The organism is Mycobacterium sp., assembly GCF_965229265.1.
Classification (GTDB): Bacteria; Actinomycetota; Actinomycetes; order Mycobacteriales; family Mycobacteriaceae; genus Mycobacterium.
Genome location: NZ_CBDDIY010000010.1, coordinates 1 through 17,354 on the forward strand (window position 1 = coordinate 1; position 17,354 = coordinate 17,354).

Sequence of the window (17,354 nt, forward strand, 5' to 3'; positions counted from 1 at the left end):
GCACGGTTGCCTTGTCGTAGCCGTACTCGGCGAAACAGCGCCGTGCGCCGTCGAGGATCTGGCGGCGGCGGGCCGCCAGATGATCCTCGCTGACCCGGGGCATGTCGTGTGCGACCCCGTCCGGCTAGCCGGCCCGCAACATGTTGCGCAACACGTACTGCAGGATGCCGCCGTTGCGGTAGTAGTCCGCCTCGCCGGGGGTGTCGATGCGCACCACCGCGTCGAACTCGACGGCACCACCGTCGGCCTTGGTCGCCTTCACGTGAACCGTCTTCGGCGTCTTGCCGCTGTTGAGGTCCTCGATCCCGGTGATGTCGTAGACCTCGGTGCCGTCCAGCTTCAGCGATGCCGCCGACTCGCCGGCCGGGAACTGCAGCGGGATCACACCCATGCCGATCAGGTTGGAGCGGTGGATGCGCTCGAAGGACTCGGTGATCACCGCGCGCACGCCCAGCAGGCTGGTGCCCTTGGCCGCCCAGTCGCGTGACGAGCCGGAGCCGTATTCCTTGCCGCCGAGCACCACCAGTGGAATGTTTTGCGCCGCATAGTTTTGCGCCGCATCGTAGATGAACGCCTGCGGGCCGTCGGGCTGGGTGAAGTCACGGGTGTAGCCACCCGAGACATCGTCGAGCAGCTGGTTGCGCAACCGGATGTTGGCGAAGGTGCCGCGGATCATCACCTCGTGATTGCCACGGCGTGAGCCCAGCGAGTTGAAGTCCGCCGGCTGCACACCGTTGGCCTCGAGATACTGAGCGGCAGGTGTGCCCTTCTTGATGCTGCCGGCCGGCGAGATGTGGTCGGTAGTCACCGAATCGCCCAGCAGGGCAAGGACTCTGGCCCCAGTGATGTCGGTGACCGGCTGGGGGTCGGCCGGCATGCCGTCGAAGTACGGTGGCTTGCGCACGTAGGTCGAGGCATCGTCCCACTCGAAGGTGTTGCCGGACGGCGTCGGCAGGTTGCGCCACCGCTCGTCGCCCTTGAACACGTCGGCGTAGCTGCTGGTGAACATATCCCGGTTGATGGAGGACGCGATGGTGTCCGCGATCTCCTTCTGCGTCGGCCAGATGTCCTTGAGGAACACGTCGTTGCCGTCAGTGTCCTTGCCGAGCGAGTCGGACTCGAAGTCGAAGTCCATGGTGCCGGCGATGCCGTAGGCGATGACCAATGGCGGTGAGGCCAGGTAGTTCATCTTGACGTCGGGGGAGATGCGGCCCTCGAAGTTGCGGTTGCCCGAGAGCACCGCGGTGACCGAGAGGTCGTTGTCGTTGATGGCCTTGGAGATCTCTTCGGGCAGCGGGCCAGTGTTGCCGATACAGGTGGTGCATCCGTAGCCGCCCAGGTAGTAGCCCAGTTTCTCCAGGTAGGGCCACAGGCCGGCCTTGGTGTAGTAGTCGGTGACCACCTGCGAGCCCGGTGCCATGTTGGTCTTGACCCACGGCTTGCTGGTCAGCCCCTTCTCGACGGCCTTCTTGGCCAGCAGGGCCGCGCCGAGCATGACCGACGGGTTGGAGGTGTTGGTGCACGAGGTGATGCCGGCGACCACGACCGCGCCATGGTCGAGCACGAACTCGCCGTGCTCGGCCGTCTTCACGAAGACCGGCTTGGACGGCCGGCCCGAGGCCCCGTTGGCGGCCGAGGGTCGCGCGTCGACCGCGCCGTCGTCGGCGAAGGACAGCGACACCGGGTCGCTGGCCGGGAACGACTCCTCGACGGCCTCGTCCAGCTTGGTCTCCGGCGCCGGGTGGTTCTCCTCGACGTAGTTGTGGATGTCCTTGCGGAACGCGGTCTTGGCGTCGGTGAGCTCGATGCGGTCCTGCGGACGCTTGGGCCCGGCGATGGAGGGAACCACGGTGGACAGGTCCAGCTCCAGGTACTCGGAGAACACCGGCTCCTTGTCGGGGTCGTGCCACATGCCCTGTTCCTTGGCGTACGCCTCGACCAGGGCCAGCTGCTCCTCGGTGCGCCCGGTCAGCCTCAGGTAATTGATGGTCTCCTCGTCGATCGGGAACATCGCGGCCGTCGAACCGAATTCGGGGCTCATGTTGCCCAGCGTGGCGCGGTTGGCCAGCGGCACCTCGGCCACGCCGTTGCCGTAGAACTCCACGAACTTGCCGACCACACCGTGCTTACGCAGCATGTCGGTGACGGTGAGCACGACGTCGGTGGCCGTCACGCCCGGCTTGATCTCGCCGGTCAGCTTGAAGCCGACGACGCGGGGGATGAGCATCGACACTGGCTGGCCCAGCATGGCGGCTTCGGCCTCGATACCGCCGACGCCCCAGCCCAGCACACCCAGGCCGTTCTCCATCGTGGTGTGGCTGTCGGTGCCGACGCAGGTGTCCGGGTAGGCGAACTGGATCTCTTCCCGCCCCGCTCCGCCGGCCCGACCGCGCGTCATCACGACGCGGGCCAGGTATTCGATGTTGACCTGGTGCACGATGCCGGTGCCGGGGGGGACCACCTTGAAGTCGTCGAACGCGCCCTGGCCCCAGCGCAGGAACTGGTAGCGCTCGCCATTCCGTTCATATTCCAGCGCGACATTGCGCTCGAAGGCCTCGGGGCCGCCGAAGAAGTCGAGGATCACGGAGTGGTCGATGACCATCTCGGCGGGGGAGAGCGGGTTGACCTTGTCCGGGTCGCCGCCGAGTGCGGTGACGGCCTCACGCATGGTGGCCAGGTCGACGATGCAGGGCACGCCGGTGAAGTCCTGCATCAGCACGCGGGCGGGGGTGAACTGGATCTCGATGCTCGGCTCGGCCGAGGGATCCCAATTGGCGATGGCCTCGATGTGGTCTTTGGTGATGTTGGCGCCGTCTTCGGTGCGCAGGAGGTTCTCCGCGAGCACCTTGAGGCTGTAGGGAAGCTTCTCGGTACCGGGTACCGCGTCGAGGCGGTAGATCTGATAGCTGTTGTCGCCCACCTCCAGGGTGGCGCGCGCTCCAAACGAATTCAGTGAATCATTGCTGCTCACATCAACTCCCGGCGTTGTGCTCGATGCCGACGGGCTGTGTCGACATCAGTCTTGATATTAACAGTACGGTTGTCCTGCAAAGCGGGCGGATGCCGTTCCGTGCGAGGCCGACGGCTCCACCCGTCAGTCTTGTCTTCCTCGGCGCGTGGTGCCACCCCGGGTCGCCGGCTGGGGGTACGGTCAGCAATCGTGACGATTCCGCACGCGCCGACGTTCATCCCGGTGGAGGTGTGCAGCAGTATCGGGTTGGACCCGTCGACACCGATTGATCAGTGCATGGCCGCAGTGCAGGCCGACGTCGCCAAGGACGGTGTCGCCGCACCCGCCGCCGACACCGCCGGGCTGCAGAATGTGGTGGCCGACGCCAAGCAGCACGGCATCGACCTCAAGGTCATCGTGATGGAGAAGAGCCCGCCGATCGACACTCCGTTGCGCGACATCGCCACCGAGATCGGTCACGCCAACCCCGGTTCCACCGTGCTGGTGCTGAGTCCGGGCTGGGCCGGGACGTACAGCACCGGCTATGACCGGGTCATCCTCGAGGCGGGCCAGGACGTGGCCAAGACGGCCCCCAATCCGGTGGTCGGCACGCAGGCATTCGTGGACCAGTTGGAAACGCCGGACTTTCCCTGGATGGGATTAACCATCGCGCTCGTCATCGGGGTGGCTGCAGCGGCTGTTTTGACCCGAGTTCTGCAGCGTTGGGCCCGCCGGACGCCAAATAGCCAAACTACCTCTGAGCTGGCCAAATAGCCTATTCTGGCAGATCAATAAGATTACTTTTCGGCAACAACCCGTAAATGACAAACATGTAATTCTTGCCGGAAGTTTCCTCTGCGACAAATGTGACGTACGGTGCAACTGTCGCCATTGTTATTGATGTGACTGATGTGACATCTGTTACTGGCGTTACTGCACGTGGAGCAGAGGAGTCCAGAGTCGAATGAGAAGTTCCCTTCGCGGCTCTCTTTTCCGGCCGGCCGTTCGCATCGCCAAGCCGATGTGCCCGTTCGCGCTCAGTGTCGCCCTGACGCTCTCCATGCCGGGCGTGGCCCACGCCGAGCCGGATCGCGCGCCCAACAGCCTGGCCGCCCTCATCGCCGATGTTGCTGAAGCCAATCAGCGTTTGCAAGACGTCGGTGCCAAGGTGCAGGCCGAGCAGGAGAGCGTTAACAAGGCGCTGGTGGACGTGCAGTCCGCCCGCGACGCGGCCAGCGCCGCGGGTGAGCAGGTCGACGCCAGCGTTCAGGCCGTCAAGGACGCCAACGCCGCGATCGCCGACGCGCAGAAGCGGTTCGACGTCTTCGCCGCCTCGACTTACGTCAACGGGCCGTCGGCGGCACTGGTGCTGGCGGCCAACCCGGACGAGATTCTGTCCAGCGCGAGCGCGGGCCAGACTCTGGCGGTCAGCTCCCAGCAGGTGATGGCCGATCTGCAGCGCGCACGCACCGAACAGGTCAACAAGGAGTCCGCGGCCCGGTTGGCCAAGCAGAAGGCCGACCAGGCCGTCATCGATGCCGAAGCCAGCCAGCAGTCGGCGGTCGCGGCTCTGACCAACGCGCAGAGCACCTTCCGCGACCAGCAGGCCGAAATCGACCGGCTGGCCGCCGAGCGCAAGACCGCCCAGGAAAAGCTCGATGCCGCCCGTCAGTGGTCGGCGCCGGCCGGGTCGCCGGCAGCCGTGCCGCAGTCGGCCGCACCTGGCGTCTCCGCCTCGGGTGATCGCTGGGACCCGGCCGCCCCCGGTTCGGCGGCCGCGCCCGCTTCCGGGAAGGTCCCGCCCTTCGGCAAGGCCTCCGAATGGGACACCACGCTGCCGATGGTGCCCAGCGCGTTCGTTTCCGGCGACCCGATCCAGATCATCAACGCGGTCCTGCAGATCTCGTCGTCGTCGCTGAACGCGACCAAGGAGATGGGCAAGAGCTTCCTGCAGAAGCTGGGCATCCTGAAGCCCGATGACACCGGGATCACCAACGGTGCGATTCCCTACGTGCACGGCGCGCAGGCCTCCGAATACGTGATCCGCCGGGCGATGTCGCAGATGGGTGTGCCGTACTCGTGGGGTGGCGGTACCGCGACGGGCCCCAGCAACGGCATCGACAGCGGTGCGGGCACGGTCGGGTTCGACTGTTCGGGCCTGATCCTCTACGCGTTCGCCGGAGTCGGGATCAAACTGCCGCACTACTCGGGGTCGCAGTACAACCTGGGCCGCAAAATCCCGTCCGCCGAGATGCGCCGCGGCGACGTGATCTTCTACGGGCCCGGCGGCAGCCAGCACGTGACCCTCTACCTGGGCCAGGGCCAAATGCTCGAGGCTCCCTACACCGGCTCGTCGGTCAAGATCTCGCCGGTACGCACGAGTGGCATGACACCGTACGTCATCCGCTACATCGAATACTGACGGAGTTGTTTCCATGTCTCGCAAAGCTTCTCGGCGGTTCACCGTCGGGACTGTCTTGACCGCATTGGTGTTGACGTTCGGCTTCGCCGCGCCCGCGAATGCTGACCCGGGTCAGTGGGATCCGACGCTGCCCAAACTGCTGAGCGCGGGGGCCCCCGGTGATCCCGTCGCGATGGCCAACGCCTCGCTGCAGGTCACCCAGCAGGCCGCCCAGGCGACCATGGACTTGGGTCGCAAATTCCTGGCCGGCCTCGGCTTCGGCGGCGGGTCGTCGGCACTGCCCGGCGGCCGAGTGCGCGGACCGCAGGCCATCGAGTACGTGATCGCCCGCGGCGCCTCCCAGCGCGGCGTGCCCTACTCGTGGGGCGGCGGTGCGATCAACGGGCCCAGCGCCGGTGTCGAGGAGGACGCCGGCAAGATCGGTTACGACTGCTCGGGCTTCGTCCGGTACGCCTTCGCCGGCGTCGGCGTTCAGCTGCCGAAGTACTCCGGCGACCAGTACAAGGCTGGCCGGCATGTGTCGCCGTCGGAGGCCAAACGCGGCGATCTGATCTTCTACGGGCCCGACGGCGCCCAACACGTCACCATCTACCTCGGCAACGGACAGATGCTCGAAGCCTCGTCCGCGGCCGGACAGGTGACAGTGAGTCCGGTGCGCACGGCCGGCATGACGCCGTATCTGACCCGCATCATCGAAACCTGATCCGGGCCGCCCACCGACGCGCCAGCGAACCGGGGCACGTCGACGGATTTCGGAACGCCTGGAATAGTTGTGGCAGGACACCGCCGCGCGCAGCGGCGGAGGCCGACGAAACCAACAGCTGTGGAGGAAGTCGATGACGTCACCAGGTGGGCCGACCATGGGTTCTACGGGCCCCGGGGGCTTTGCCGGGCCTAGCGGAGCCCAGGCAACCCCGCAGCCCGGCGGTAATGGGCTGGCCGGCGACGTGCACACCCTGGAACGGGCGATCTTCGAGGTCAAGCGCATCATCGTGGGTCAGGATCAGCTCGTCGAGCGCATCCTGGTCGGTCTGCTGGCCAAGGGGCACGTGCTGCTCGAAGGCGTGCCCGGTGTCGCCAAGACGCTGGCGGTGGAGACCTTCGCCAAGGTGGTCGGCGGCACGTTCGCCCGCATCCAGTTCACCCCCGACCTGGTGCCCACCGACATCATCGGTACCCGCATCTACCGGCAGGGCCGCGAGGAGTTCGACATCGAACTCGGCCCCGTCGTGGTCAACTTCTTGCTGGCCGACGAGATCAACCGCGCCCCGGCAAAGGTCCAGTCGGCGCTGCTGGAAGTCATGGCCGAGCGCAAGATTTCCATCGGCGGCAAGACCTACCCGCTGCCCAAGCCCTTCCTGGTGATGGCGACCCAGAACCCGATCGAGAACGAGGGTGTCTACCCGCTGCCGGAAGCCCAGCGCGACCGCTTCCTGTTCAAGATCAACGTCGACTATCCATCGCCGGAGGAAGAGCGCGAGATCATCTACCGGATGGGCGTGACCCCGCCGGAGCCCAAGCAGATCCTCGACACCGGGGACCTGCTGCGGCTGCAGAACGTCGCCGCCAACAATTTCGTCCACCACGCCCTGGTCGACTACGTGGTCCGGGTCGTCACCGCCACCCGCCGTCCCGAGCAGTTCGGCATGAACGACGTCAAGGCCTGGATCGCGTTCGGGGCGTCTCCGCGCGCATCGCTGGGCATCATCGCCGCCGCTCGGGCGCTGGCGCTGGTGCGCGGTCGCGACTACGTGATCCCGCAGGACGTGATCGATGTGATCCCCGACGTGCTGCGCCACCGCCTGGTGCTGACCTACGACGCACTGGCCGATGACATCAAGGCCGAGACGGTGATCAACCGGATCCTCCAGACGGTTGGGCTGCCCCAGGTGAACGCCGTTTCGCAGCAAGGACATTCGGTGCCCCCGGCGGTTCCTGCCGCGGCAGGCGCCAACGGTCGGTGAGCGATTCCGCAGCCGTCCACCCGCCCTCGTTCCAGCGCGGTGAGATCGGTGACGCCAAGCTGTCGGCCGCGCTGCGCACCCTGGAGCTCACGGTCAAACGCAAGCTCGACGGGGTGCTGCAGGGCAACCACCTCGGCCTGATCCCCGGCCCCGGCTCGGAGCCGGGGGAGTCCCGCATGTACCAGCCCGGCGACGATGTGCGCCGGATGGACTGGTCAGTGACCGCCCGCACCACCCACCCACACGTGCGGCAGATGATCGCCGACCGCGAGCTGGAGACCTGGCTGGTGGTCGACATGTCGGCCAGCCTGGACTTCGGCACCACCGGCTGCGAGAAGCGCGACCTCGCCGTCGCGGCGGCGGCGGCCATCACCTATCTCAACAGCGGCGGCGGCAACCGGATCGGTGCGCTGATCGCCAACGGCGACTCGATCGTGCGGGTGCCGGCCCGGTCCGGCCGCCAGCACGAGCAGACCCTGCTGCGCACCATCGCGACGGCACCGCGGGCGCCACAGGGGGTGCGCGGCGACTTGGCCGGGGCCATCGACGCCCTGCGCAGGCCCGAGCGTCGGCGCGGTATGGCGGTGGTGATTAGCGACTTCCTCGGCCCGATCGACTGGATGCGCCCGCTGCGCGCGATCGCCGCCCGGCACGAGGTGCTGGGGGTGGAGGTCCTCGACCCGCGCGATGTCGAGCTGCCCGACGTCGGTGACGTGATCCTGCAGGACACCGAGTCCGGGATCACCCGCGAGTTCACCATCGACGCGCAGCTTCGCGACGACTTCGCCCGGGCCGCCGCGGCCCACCATGCCGAGGTCGCCCGAACATTGCGCCGCTGCGGCGCACCGCTGATGACACTGCGCACCGACCGCGACTGGATCGCCGACATCGTGCGGTTCGTCGCGTCCCGTCGCCGCGGCGCCTTCGCAGGCAGCCAATAAGCGAAACCGAAATGACAGGTCTGCTATGACATTGCCGTTACTCGGGCCGATGACGCTGTCCGGCTTCGAACACCCGTGGTTCTTTCTATTCCTGCTCGTCATCGCCGGACTGGTCGGGCTCTACGTCATCGTGCAGTTCGCCCGCCAGCGACGTGTCCTGCGCTTTGCGAACATGGAGCTGCTGGAGACCGTTGCGCCCAAACGGCCCAACCGCTGGCGGCACCTGCCAGCGGTACTGCTGGTCGCCTCCCTGCTGCTGCTGACGGTAGCGATGGCCGGACCTACGCACGACGTGCGGATCCCGCGCAACCGCGCGGTGGTGATGCTGACCATCGACGTATCACAGTCCATGCGCGCCACCGACGTCGAGCCCAGCCGCCTGGCCGCCGCGCAGGAGGCCGCCAAGCAGTTCGCCGACCAGCTCACCCCCGGGATCAACCTGGGCCTGATCGCCTACGCCGGCACAGCCACCGTGCTGGTCTCGCCGACCACCAACCGGGAAGCTACCAAGGCCGCCATCGACAAGCTGCAGCTGGCCGACCGCACCGCCACTGGCGAGGCGATCTTCACCTCGCTGCAGGCCATCGCGACGGTGGGCGCCGTCATCGGCGGTGGTGACACCCCGCCGCCGGCGCGCATCGTGCTGATGTCCGATGGCAAGGAAACCGTGCCGTCGAACCCCGACAACCCCAAGGGCGCGTTCACGGCCGCGCGCACCGCCAAGGACCAGGGCGTGCCGATCTCCACGGTGTCCTTCGGTACGCCGTACGGCTACGTCGAGATCAACGACCAGCGGCAGCCGGTCCCGGTGGACGACGACATGCTCAAGAAGATCGCCGAACTCTCCGGTGGCAACGCCTACACCGCGTCGAGCCTGCAGCAGCTCAAGGAGGTGTTCACCTCGTTGCAGGACCAGATCGGCTACGAGACCATCAAGGGCGAGGCCAGCACCGGCTGGCTGCGGCTCGGGGCACTGGTGCTGGCGCTGGCCGCGCTGGCTGCGCTGCTGATCAACCGCCGCCTGCCTGGCTGATTTTTCAGTGATTTCGGCGCGCTTTCGTTCGCTGCGCGACGGTCAGCGCGCCGAAATCGCCAATTTCAAGGAAAGCGAGTCGAGGCGTTAAGTTGACGGGCATGACCGAAACCGCTGCGGGGGGCAAACCCCCGTTCGTCTCCCGCTCCGTGCTGGTCACCGGAGGCAACCGGGGCATCGGCCTGGCCATCGCCCAGCGGCTGGCCGCTGACGGACACAAGGTGGCCGTCACCCACCGCGGCTCGGGGGCCCCCGAAGGGCTCTTCGGCGTCGTCTGCGACGTCACCGACAGCGCCGCCGTCGATCGTGCCTTCAAAGAGGTCGAGGAGCACCAGGGTCCGGTCGAGGTGCTGGTATCCAACGCCGGCATCTCCAAGGACGCGTTCCTCATGCGGATGACCGAGGAGCGCTTCACCGACGTCATCGACGCCAACCTCACCGGAGCGTTCCGGGTGGCCCAGCGTGCATGCCGCAACATGCAGCGCAACCGATTCGGCCGGATCATCTTCATCGGTTCGGTCTCGGGCATGTGGGGGATCGGCAACCAGGCCAACTACGCGGCGGCGAAGGCCGGCCTGATCGGCATGGCCCGGTCGATCTCGCGCGAGCTGTCGAAGGCCGGCGTCACCGCGAATGTGGTTGCCCCCGGCTACATCGACACCGAGATGACCCGCGCGCTCGACGAGCGGATCCAGGCCGGAGCCCTGGACTTCATCCCGGCCAAGCGGGTCGGTACAGCCGAGGACGTCGCCGGGGCGGTCAGTTTCCTGGCGTCCGAGGACGCGAGCTACATCGCCGGTGCGGTGATCCCGGTCGACGGCGGCATGGGCATGGGGCACTGAGCCCAGCACGGCCCACCGACATCAGGACTAGAGAGAGAAGGACTTTCACATGGCAGGTTTGCTCGAAGGCAAGCGCATCCTGGTCACCGGGATCATCACCGACTCGTCGATCGCCTTCCACATCGCCCGGGTCGCCCAGGAGCAGGGCGCCGAGATCGTCTGCACCGGGTTCGACCGGCTGCGGCTGATCCAGCGCATCATCGACCGGTTGCCCAGCCCGGCGCCGCTGCTCGAACTCGACGTGCAGAATTCCGAGCACCTGGACAGCCTGGCCGGCCGGATCACCGAGGTGATCGGCGAGGGCAACAAGCTCGACGGCGTGGTGCACTCGATCGGGTTCATGCCGCAGACCGGCATGGGGGTCAACCCGTTCTTCGACGCCCCCTACGAGGACGTCGCCAAGGGCATTCACATCTCGGCCTATTCCTATGCCTCGCTGGCCAAGGCCACGCTGCCGATCATCAACCGCGGCGGCGGGATCGTCGGCATGGATTTCGACCCGACCCGCGCGATGCCGGCCTACAACTGGATGACGGTGGCCAAGAGTGCATTGGAATCGGTGAACCGCTTCGTGGCCCGGGAGGCCGGCGCGTACGGCGTGCGTTCCAATCTCGTTGCCGCTGGGCCGATCCGGACCCTGGCGATGAGCGCGATCGTGGGCGGCGCCCTCGGTGATGAGGCCGGCGCCCAGATGCAGCTGCTCGAGGAGGGCTGGGATCAGCGCGCCCCGCTGGGCTGGGACATGAAGGATCCCACCCCGGTGGCCAAGACCGTGTGCGCGCTCATCTCCGAGTGGCTGCCCGCCACCACCGGGACGATCATCTACGCCGACGGCGGCGCCAGCACGCAGTTGCTCTAGCGAATGGCCGAGAACTTCGACGCGCTGCTGGTGCTGTCCTTCGGCGGCCCGGAAGGCCCCGATCAGGTGATGCCGTTCCTGGAGAACGTCACCCGTGGGCGGGGCATACCGCCGGAGCGCCTGGCCAGCGTCGCCGAGCACTACCTGCACTTCGGCGGGGTCTCGCCGATCAATGGGATCAATCGCGACCTGATCGAACAGATCCGCGCGGAACTGGCCGAGCGCGGTGAACAGCTGCCGGTGTACTTCGGCAATCGCAATTGGCATCCGCTCATCGAAGACACCGTGGCGGCAATGCAATCCGACGGTGTGCGCCGCGCCGCGGTGTTCGCGACATCGGCATGGGGCGGCTATTCCGGTTGTGCCCAGTACCACGAGGACATCGCCCGGGCGCGCGCCGCCGTCGGCGAGGAGGCACCCGAACTCGCCAAGTTGCGACAGTTCTTCGACCATCCCTTGCTGATCGAGATGTTCGCCGGCGCCATCGAGTCGGCCGTCGCCACCCTGCCCGAACCTGTTCGGGGCCAGGCGCGGCTGGTCTTCACCGCGCATTCCATCCCGCTGCGCGCCGCCGACCGGTGCGGGCCGAATCTGTACGCCCGCCAGGTCGGCTACGCCGCGAGCCTGGTCGCCGCGGCCGCCGGCTACCACGACTACGATGTGGTGTGGCAGTCCCGGTCCGGGCCGCCCCAGGTGCCGTGGCTGGAACCCGATGTCGGCGAACATCTTTCGGCGTTGGCCGAAGCGGGCGCCACCGCCGTCGTGGTGTGCCCGGTGGGATTCGTCTCCGACCACATCGAAGTGATCTGGGATCTGGACAACGAGCTACGTGAACAGGCCGACGCCCTCGGGATCGCGCTGGCCCGTGCGTCCACCCCCAACGCCCAGCGGCGCTTCGCCCAGCTGGTGCTCGATCTTGTCGAGGAAGCCGACACAGGTCGCGAACCCGCGAGAGTGGTTGGTTCCCAGCCAGTTCCGGGCTACGGGTTCAACGTCAACGGCCAGTTCTGCACGGCTGAATGCCAGGTCAGCGGTGCCAGGCCGAGTGCAGGATCTCAGTGACCGCCGCGATCCGCGCCGAGCGCACCACCGATGTCAGCGGCCGCAGGGCATCGTTGGCGATCTGAGCCTCCGACGCGCTCTGGGTGCCGATTGGCATGAGTCCGGAACTGACCGTGATGATCGCGTCGACGTGGGCAGCGTTCTCCAGTACCCGAAGCGCCCGGGTCGGGGCGTGATCAGGAGCGCTGTGGTGCCGGTTGGCTTCCAGGACCTGCTCGACCAGCCCGCGCGGATCGTCGACGCCGCCGGCCGCGCCCAGCTGCAACGCGCCCAGCGCCTCGGCGGCCGAGCGCACCGCCGAGCGCAGGGCGTACTCCGCCTCGCCGAGGTCGATGTGGTCCAGGCCCGGGCTGGCGGGCAGTGAGTAGACGGTCCAGGCCAGCGCGCACAGCTCGGGCACCCGGTCACTGTCGGCAAGTTCGTCTTCGCCGTCGTCGTACTCGAAGTCGGGGACCAACCCGATGGTGTCGCCGGCCGCGTTGGTGACGATGATGGCCTCACCGGCGGCCAGCGCGTCGCGCTGGAACTGGGTTCCCGGTGCCAGGCCGCGCACGTCACCGGGCACGGGCAGCACGACACTGATTGCCGGGCGACCGGGCCAGTCGGAACCGGAGGCCCGCCCTCCCACGGTGCGCAACGTCTGCAGTAGTGATACGGCCCCCGCATCGTCGACATCCGGCCACGGCAGGCCCGTGTGGCCGGCCGCCACCGAGTCGTAGGCGGTCACCGAATGCGTTGGAGCCCATGCTGATAGCGCGTCAAGGACGTCGTCGGGCGCGGCTTGGCCGGCAAGCCAGGCGTTGGCCCACATCGACAGGGAGACACTAGGGCACCACATGATGCTCGCAGTGTAATGGTTGAGCTCCGAACCGGCTTTCTGCAACCGCGTGGTCGCGGACCGCAGTACTGTGGCGGTATGCCCGCGGCGCTGATTTGGCTAGTGTTCGCCCTGGGTCTGGCCGGTGCCGAGGCACTGACTGGCGACATGTTCTTGCTGATGCTCTCCGGTGGCGCCCTGGCCGCGGCCGGATCCAGCTGGCTGCTGGACTGGCCGGTGTGGGTCGACGGCGCCGTGTTCCTGGTGGTATCCGTCCTGCTGCTGGCCCTGGTGCGCCCGGCGCTGCGCCGCAAGCTCAGCGCGGGCAAAGGTCTGCCCGAACCGGTCAAGGCGCTGGAAGGAAAGCACGCCCTCGTCTTGGACCGGGTGGCAAGTCATGAAGGCCAGGTGAAGCTGGACGGAGAGATCTGGACGGCGCGACCCTACAACGACAACGATGTGTACGAACCCGGCGAACAGGTCACCGTCATGCATATCGACGGTGCCACCGCGGTCGTCTGGAAGAACATCTAAGGAGATTGCGACATGGACGGTGCCATCGCCGGTCTAGTTCTGCTGGCGGTGCTGGTGATCTTCGCCATCATCGTCGTCGCCAAGTCCGTCGCGCTGATCCCGCAGGCCGAGGCCGCTGTGATCGAGCGGCTCGGGCGCTACAGCAAGACGGTTTCGGGACAGCTCACGCTGCTCATCCCGTTTATCGACAAGATCCGCGCCCGGGTCGACCTGCGGGAGCGGGTGGTGTCCTTCCCGCCGCAGCCGGTGATCACCGAGGACAACCTGACCGTCAACATCGACACCGTCGTCTACTTCCAGGTCACCAACCCGCAGGCCGCGGTCTACCAGATCAGCAACTACATCGTCGGTGTCGAGCAGCTCACCACCACCACGCTGCGCAACGTGGTCGGCGGGATGACCCTGGAGCAGACCCTGACCAGCCGCGACCAGATCAACGGGCAGCTGCGTGGCGTGCTCGACGAGGCCACCGGCCGGTGGGGCCTGCGGGTGGCGCGCGTCGAGCTGCGCAGTATCGACCCGCCGCCGTCGATTCAGGACTCGATGGAAAAGCAGATGCGCGCCGACCGTGAGAAGCGGGCGATGATCCTGACGGCCGAAGGCAGCCGGGAGGCGTCGATCAAGCAGGCCGAGGGTCAGAAGCAGGCGCAGATCCTGGCCGCCGAGGGCGCCAAGCAGGCCGCGATCCTGGCCGCCGAGGCCGACCGCCAGTCCCGGATCCTGCGTGCCCAGGGCGAACGGGCCGCCTCCTACCTGCAGGCCCAGGGTCAGGCCAAGGCCATCGAGAAGACGTTTGCCGCGATCAAGGCCGGGCGGCCCACCCCGGAGATGCTGGCCTACCAGTACCTGCAGACCCTGCCGCAGATGGCCAAGGGCGAGGCCAACAAGGTGTGGCTGGTGCCCAGCGACTTCGGGTCGGCCCTGCAGGGCTTCACCAAACTGCTCGGCGCACCCGGCGAGGACGGGGTGTACCGCTACCAGCCGTCGCCGGTGGAAGCAGACCTGCCCAAACCCGAAGACGACAGCGCCGAAGTCGCCGACTGGTTCAACACCAAGACCGATCCGGAGATCGCCCAAGCCGTCGCGGCCGCGGTGGCCGACGCCCGCACCCCGGTCGACGGGCTCAGTGCGCCGTCTCGCCCGAGCCTGCCGCCCCCGCTGGAATATCCGCCGCTGTCCGAGCAGCAGGCTCCGCCGTCGCAATACGGTGACCTGCAGCCTCCGGGCTCGCATCGGTCCCCGTCGTAATTGGCGGGCGCTGGCGGCGGTGCATACGCACCTCGTAGACCAGCCCGGCCACCCCAACGGCGGCGGTGCACAGCGACACCAGCACCAACAGCGGGCTGATGTTGCCGGTGAGTGCGTCGCCGAGGAACACCACCGCGGCGGTCCCCGGTATTAACCCGGCCAGTGTGGCCAGTAGGTAGGGCAGCACCCGCACCGCCGAAGCCCCGGCGGCGTAGTTGAGTACCGAGAACGGCACGGCGGGGATCATCCGCAACGAGAAGATGGCCGGCCAGCCCCGTGCGCTCAACCGGGAATCCACCGACTCCACCGCGGGATGGCTGACCAGCCGGCTCAGTTGCCAACCCAGGGCACGCACCAGCAGCAGCGCGATGACCGCGCTCAGCGTGCTGGCCACCACGGCGATCAACACCCCGAGCGCGGGACCGAACAGCAGCCCGGCCGCCAGCGTGAACGCGGTACGGGGGAACGGGAAGACGGTCAACACAATGTGGGCGCCCAGGAAGGCCAACGGGAACCAGGGACCGACCGAGGTCGCCCAGTCGCGCAGCTCCAGGGCGGTGGGCAGCGGCACCAGGACGGCGAGTGCGACGAGAATCACAGTGGCGGTCGCGGTGACGATGATGCGGGTCCGGGACACCTGCCGGGCCGCAGAGACCACCGCTGAGCTCACATTGCGCCATGTGCTGCGGCTCTTCGACGTCACGTTTATCAAGATTACGGCCCCGCGATGCCGCGCCGCGTGGTCGGCGGCGTCGCGCCCGACGCCATCATTTAGCCTGTTGGTTTGATGGCGTGTCCCGCACGGGTTGCCACATGCTGCGACAACAGGAGTTGCCGGTGTCAGTAGAGGTGGAGGAGGCCCGCGCCCGCTGGCGCACCGCGGTGGCCGGCGTGCTGGCCAAGAGCAGCCGGCGCGATCCGGCAGATCTGCCCGCCGAGCCGGAGCAACTGCTGGACTCGCCCACCTACGAAGGCTTTCCGATCCGGCCGCTCTACACCGCGCTGGACGCGCTGCCCGAACCCCCGCTCCCCGGGCAGTGGCCGTTCATCCGCGGCGGGGACGCCCACCGTGACGTGATCGCCGGATGGAAGGTCGCCGAGGTCTTCCCGGGCCCCGACTTCGGTGGTGCCGTCGCCGACGGCAACGCCGCGGTGCTGGGAGCGCTCGCCGACGGGGTCAGCGCGCTGGTGTTGCGTGTCGGCCCGGCCGGCGTCGACCCCGGGCAGCTGGACCGTCTGCTGGAGGGGGTGTACCTGGAACTGGCGCCGGTGATCCTCGAGGCCGGCACACAGTTCGGTGCGGCGGCCGACGCAGTGCTGGCCCTGGTCGCCGGTGCGGACGACAACCAGCGCGCGACGATATCGATCGACCTCGGCGCCGACCCGCTGACCGCTGCGCTGAGCGGACGGGAAGCTTCGGCCGTCGAGGATGTACTGCGGGTCGCGGCGAGCTTGGCCGGCAAGCCCGGTGTTCGCGCCATCACCGTTGACGGGGCGGCGTTCCACAACCGGGGTGCCAATGCGGCCTGGGAACTAGCCGGCGCAGTGGCTGCGGCGGTGGATTACGTGCGGCTGCTGGTCGACGCCGGCGTCGATGTCGCCGCGGCCTTGGGTCAGCTCAGCTTCCGGTTGGTCGCCGATGACGACCAGTTCATGACGATCGCCAAATTCCGTGCTGCCCGCCAACTCTGGGCCCGCGTCGCTGATGTCCTCGGCCATCCGGACAGCGGCGCGGCGACAGTGCACGCCGTGACGTCGCTGCCGATGATGACTCAGCGCGACCCTTGGGTGAACATGCTGCGCACCACGCTGGCCGCATTCGGTGCCGGGGTCGGGGGAGCGGACACGGTGGCTGTGCTGCCGTTCGACGTGGCGATCCCCGGCGGGTTCCCCGGCGTCTCCGCCGGCTTCGCCCGGCGGATCGCGCGCAACAGCCAGCTGCTGCTGCTCGAGGAGTCCCACATCGGCCGGGTGCTGGATCCCGCCGGTGGCTCATGGTATGTCGAGGATCTCACCGAAAGCCTTGCAGCCCAGGCCTGGTCGCATTTCCAGGACATCGAGGCCCGCGGCGGGTTCGTCGCCGCGCGCGATCACGTCGGCGAGCAGATCGAGCAGGTCCGGGCCCGCCGGGCCGACGATATCGCCCACCGCCGCACCGCGATCACCGGGGTCAATGAGTTCCCGAACCTGTCCGAACCCCCGCTGCCACACCATGACTCTTCGGCAACGGTCCGGCGCTACGCGGGCGGTTTCGAGGCGCTGCGCGACCGCTCAGACGCCTACCTGGGCCGGACCGGTTTCCGGCCCCGGGTTCTGCTGCTGCCACTGGGGCCGCTGGCCGAGAACAACGTCCGGGCGTCGTTCGCGGCCAACCTGCTGGCCTCCGGGGGGATCGAGGCGGTCAATCCGGGCACGGTGGATGCCGCGGGGCTGGCCGATGTGGTCGCCGACGCCGGCACGCCGGTTGCCGTGATCTGTGGCACCGACGCCCGCTACGGCACCGACGCCGCGGGCGTGGTCGACGCGGCACGGGCGGCGGGCCTCGAGCAGATCCTGCTCGCTGGCCCGGAGAAGGCCGTCGCCGACACCGCTGCCGACTCTCGGCCTGACGGCTATCTGACCGCGAAAATCGATGCAGTCGAAGCGCTTTCGTCCCTACTCACCCGATTGGGGGCCTGACCC

General features: G+C 67.9%; 14 protein-coding genes and 2 pseudogenes. 12 read left to right on the plus strand and 4 right to left on the minus strand.

Annotation, left to right across the window (positions count from 1 at the left end):
• Nucleotides 1-103 (minus strand): annotated as a pseudogene (locus ADBZ9K_RS02260) (TetR family transcriptional regulator); the annotation flags it as partial.
• A gap of 21 nt (nucleotides 104-124) precedes the next feature.
• Nucleotides 125-2,971, minus strand: coding sequence for an aconitate hydratase (locus tag ADBZ9K_RS02265; protein WP_526618239.1), 2,847 nt, complete (start codon nucleotides 2,969-2,971; stop codon nucleotides 125-127).
• Between the two features lie 189 nt (nucleotides 2,972-3,160).
• On the opposite strand from ADBZ9K_RS02265, the gene ADBZ9K_RS02270 reads away from it, so the two are divergent.
• The 9 genes from ADBZ9K_RS02270 (at nucleotide 3,161) to ADBZ9K_RS02310 (ending at nucleotide 12,073) form a co-directional block, all read left to right on the plus strand.
• Complete coding sequence (locus ADBZ9K_RS02270) at nucleotides 3,161-3,724, plus strand: Rv1476 family membrane protein (RefSeq protein WP_526618240.1); 564 nt, start codon at nucleotides 3,161-3,163, stop codon at nucleotides 3,722-3,724.
• Nucleotides 3,725-3,914: 190 nt separating this feature from the next.
• Nucleotides 3,915-5,372, plus strand: coding sequence for an NlpC/P60 family peptidoglycan endopeptidase RipA (gene ripA, locus ADBZ9K_RS02275; RefSeq protein ID WP_526618241.1), 1,458 nt, complete (start codon nucleotides 3,915-3,917; stop codon nucleotides 5,370-5,372).
• 13 nt (nucleotides 5,373-5,385) lie between these two features.
• The gene (gene ripB, locus ADBZ9K_RS02280) at nucleotides 5,386-6,075 is read left to right on the plus strand and encodes an NlpC/P60 family peptidoglycan endopeptidase RipB (protein WP_526618242.1); all 690 of its coding nucleotides are present in this window, start codon (nucleotides 5,386-5,388) and stop codon (nucleotides 6,073-6,075) included.
• Between the two features lie 133 nt (nucleotides 6,076-6,208).
• Entirely contained in the window at nucleotides 6,209-7,336 is a 1,128-nt protein-coding gene (gene moxR1, locus ADBZ9K_RS02285; RefSeq protein ID WP_526618244.1) for a chaperone MoxR1, read from the plus strand.
• Complete coding sequence (locus ADBZ9K_RS02290) at nucleotides 7,333-8,277, plus strand: DUF58 domain-containing protein (protein WP_526618245.1); 945 nt, start codon at nucleotides 7,333-7,335, stop codon at nucleotides 8,275-8,277. The genes moxR1 and ADBZ9K_RS02290 overlap by 4 nt, the downstream gene beginning before the upstream one ends.
• Nucleotides 8,278-8,302: 25 nt before the next feature.
• On the plus strand, nucleotides 8,303-9,310 hold the full coding sequence (locus ADBZ9K_RS02295) for a vWA domain-containing protein (RefSeq protein ID WP_526618246.1): 1,008 nt from the start codon (nucleotides 8,303-8,305) through the stop codon (nucleotides 9,308-9,310).
• A 101-nt stretch (nucleotides 9,311-9,411) separates the two neighbouring features.
• The gene (gene fabG1, locus ADBZ9K_RS02300) at nucleotides 9,412-10,152 is read left to right on the plus strand and encodes a 3-oxoacyl-ACP reductase FabG1 (protein ID WP_526618247.1); all 741 of its coding nucleotides are present in this window, start codon (nucleotides 9,412-9,414) and stop codon (nucleotides 10,150-10,152) included.
• A gap of 49 nt (nucleotides 10,153-10,201) precedes the next feature.
• Complete coding sequence (inhA, locus tag ADBZ9K_RS02305; RefSeq protein ID WP_526618248.1) at nucleotides 10,202-11,011, plus strand: NADH-dependent enoyl-ACP reductase InhA; 810 nt, start codon at nucleotides 10,202-10,204, stop codon at nucleotides 11,009-11,011.
• Nucleotides 11,012-11,014: 3 nt separating this feature from the next.
• Nucleotides 11,015-12,073, plus strand: coding sequence for a ferrochelatase (locus tag ADBZ9K_RS02310; protein WP_526618249.1), 1,059 nt, complete (start codon nucleotides 11,015-11,017; stop codon nucleotides 12,071-12,073).
• Here ADBZ9K_RS02310 and ADBZ9K_RS02315 read toward each other — a convergent pair.
• Nucleotides 12,039-12,911: an Rv1486c family protein gene (locus ADBZ9K_RS02315; RefSeq protein ID WP_526618250.1), complete on the minus strand. Its 873-nt coding sequence runs from the start codon at nucleotides 12,909-12,911 to the stop codon at nucleotides 12,039-12,041. The genes ADBZ9K_RS02310 and ADBZ9K_RS02315 overlap by 35 nt on opposite strands.
• A gap of 78 nt (nucleotides 12,912-12,989) precedes the next feature.
• On the opposite strand from ADBZ9K_RS02315, the gene ADBZ9K_RS02320 reads away from it, so the two are divergent.
• Nucleotides 12,990-13,424 carry an NfeD family protein gene (locus ADBZ9K_RS02320; protein ID WP_526618251.1) on the plus strand — a complete coding sequence of 145 codons (435 nt, stop codon included), beginning with the start codon at nucleotides 12,990-12,992 and terminating at the stop codon, nucleotides 13,422-13,424.
• A 12-nt stretch (nucleotides 13,425-13,436) separates the two neighbouring features.
• Nucleotides 13,437-14,672: an SPFH domain-containing protein gene (locus ADBZ9K_RS02325; RefSeq protein ID WP_526618252.1), complete on the plus strand. Its 1,236-nt coding sequence runs from the start codon at nucleotides 13,437-13,439 to the stop codon at nucleotides 14,670-14,672.
• A 127-nt stretch (nucleotides 14,673-14,799) separates the two neighbouring features.
• Here ADBZ9K_RS02325 and ADBZ9K_RS02330 read toward each other — a convergent pair.
• Nucleotides 14,800-15,375, minus strand: a pseudogene (locus ADBZ9K_RS02330) (TVP38/TMEM64 family protein); the annotation flags it as partial.
• A 110-nt stretch (nucleotides 15,376-15,485) separates the two neighbouring features.
• Between ADBZ9K_RS02330 and mutA the strand changes: the two are divergent.
• Entirely contained in the window at nucleotides 15,486-17,351 is a 1,866-nt protein-coding gene (gene mutA / locus ADBZ9K_RS02335) for a methylmalonyl-CoA mutase small subunit (RefSeq protein WP_526618253.1), read from the plus strand.
• Nucleotides 17,352-17,354 lie beyond the last annotated feature (3 nt).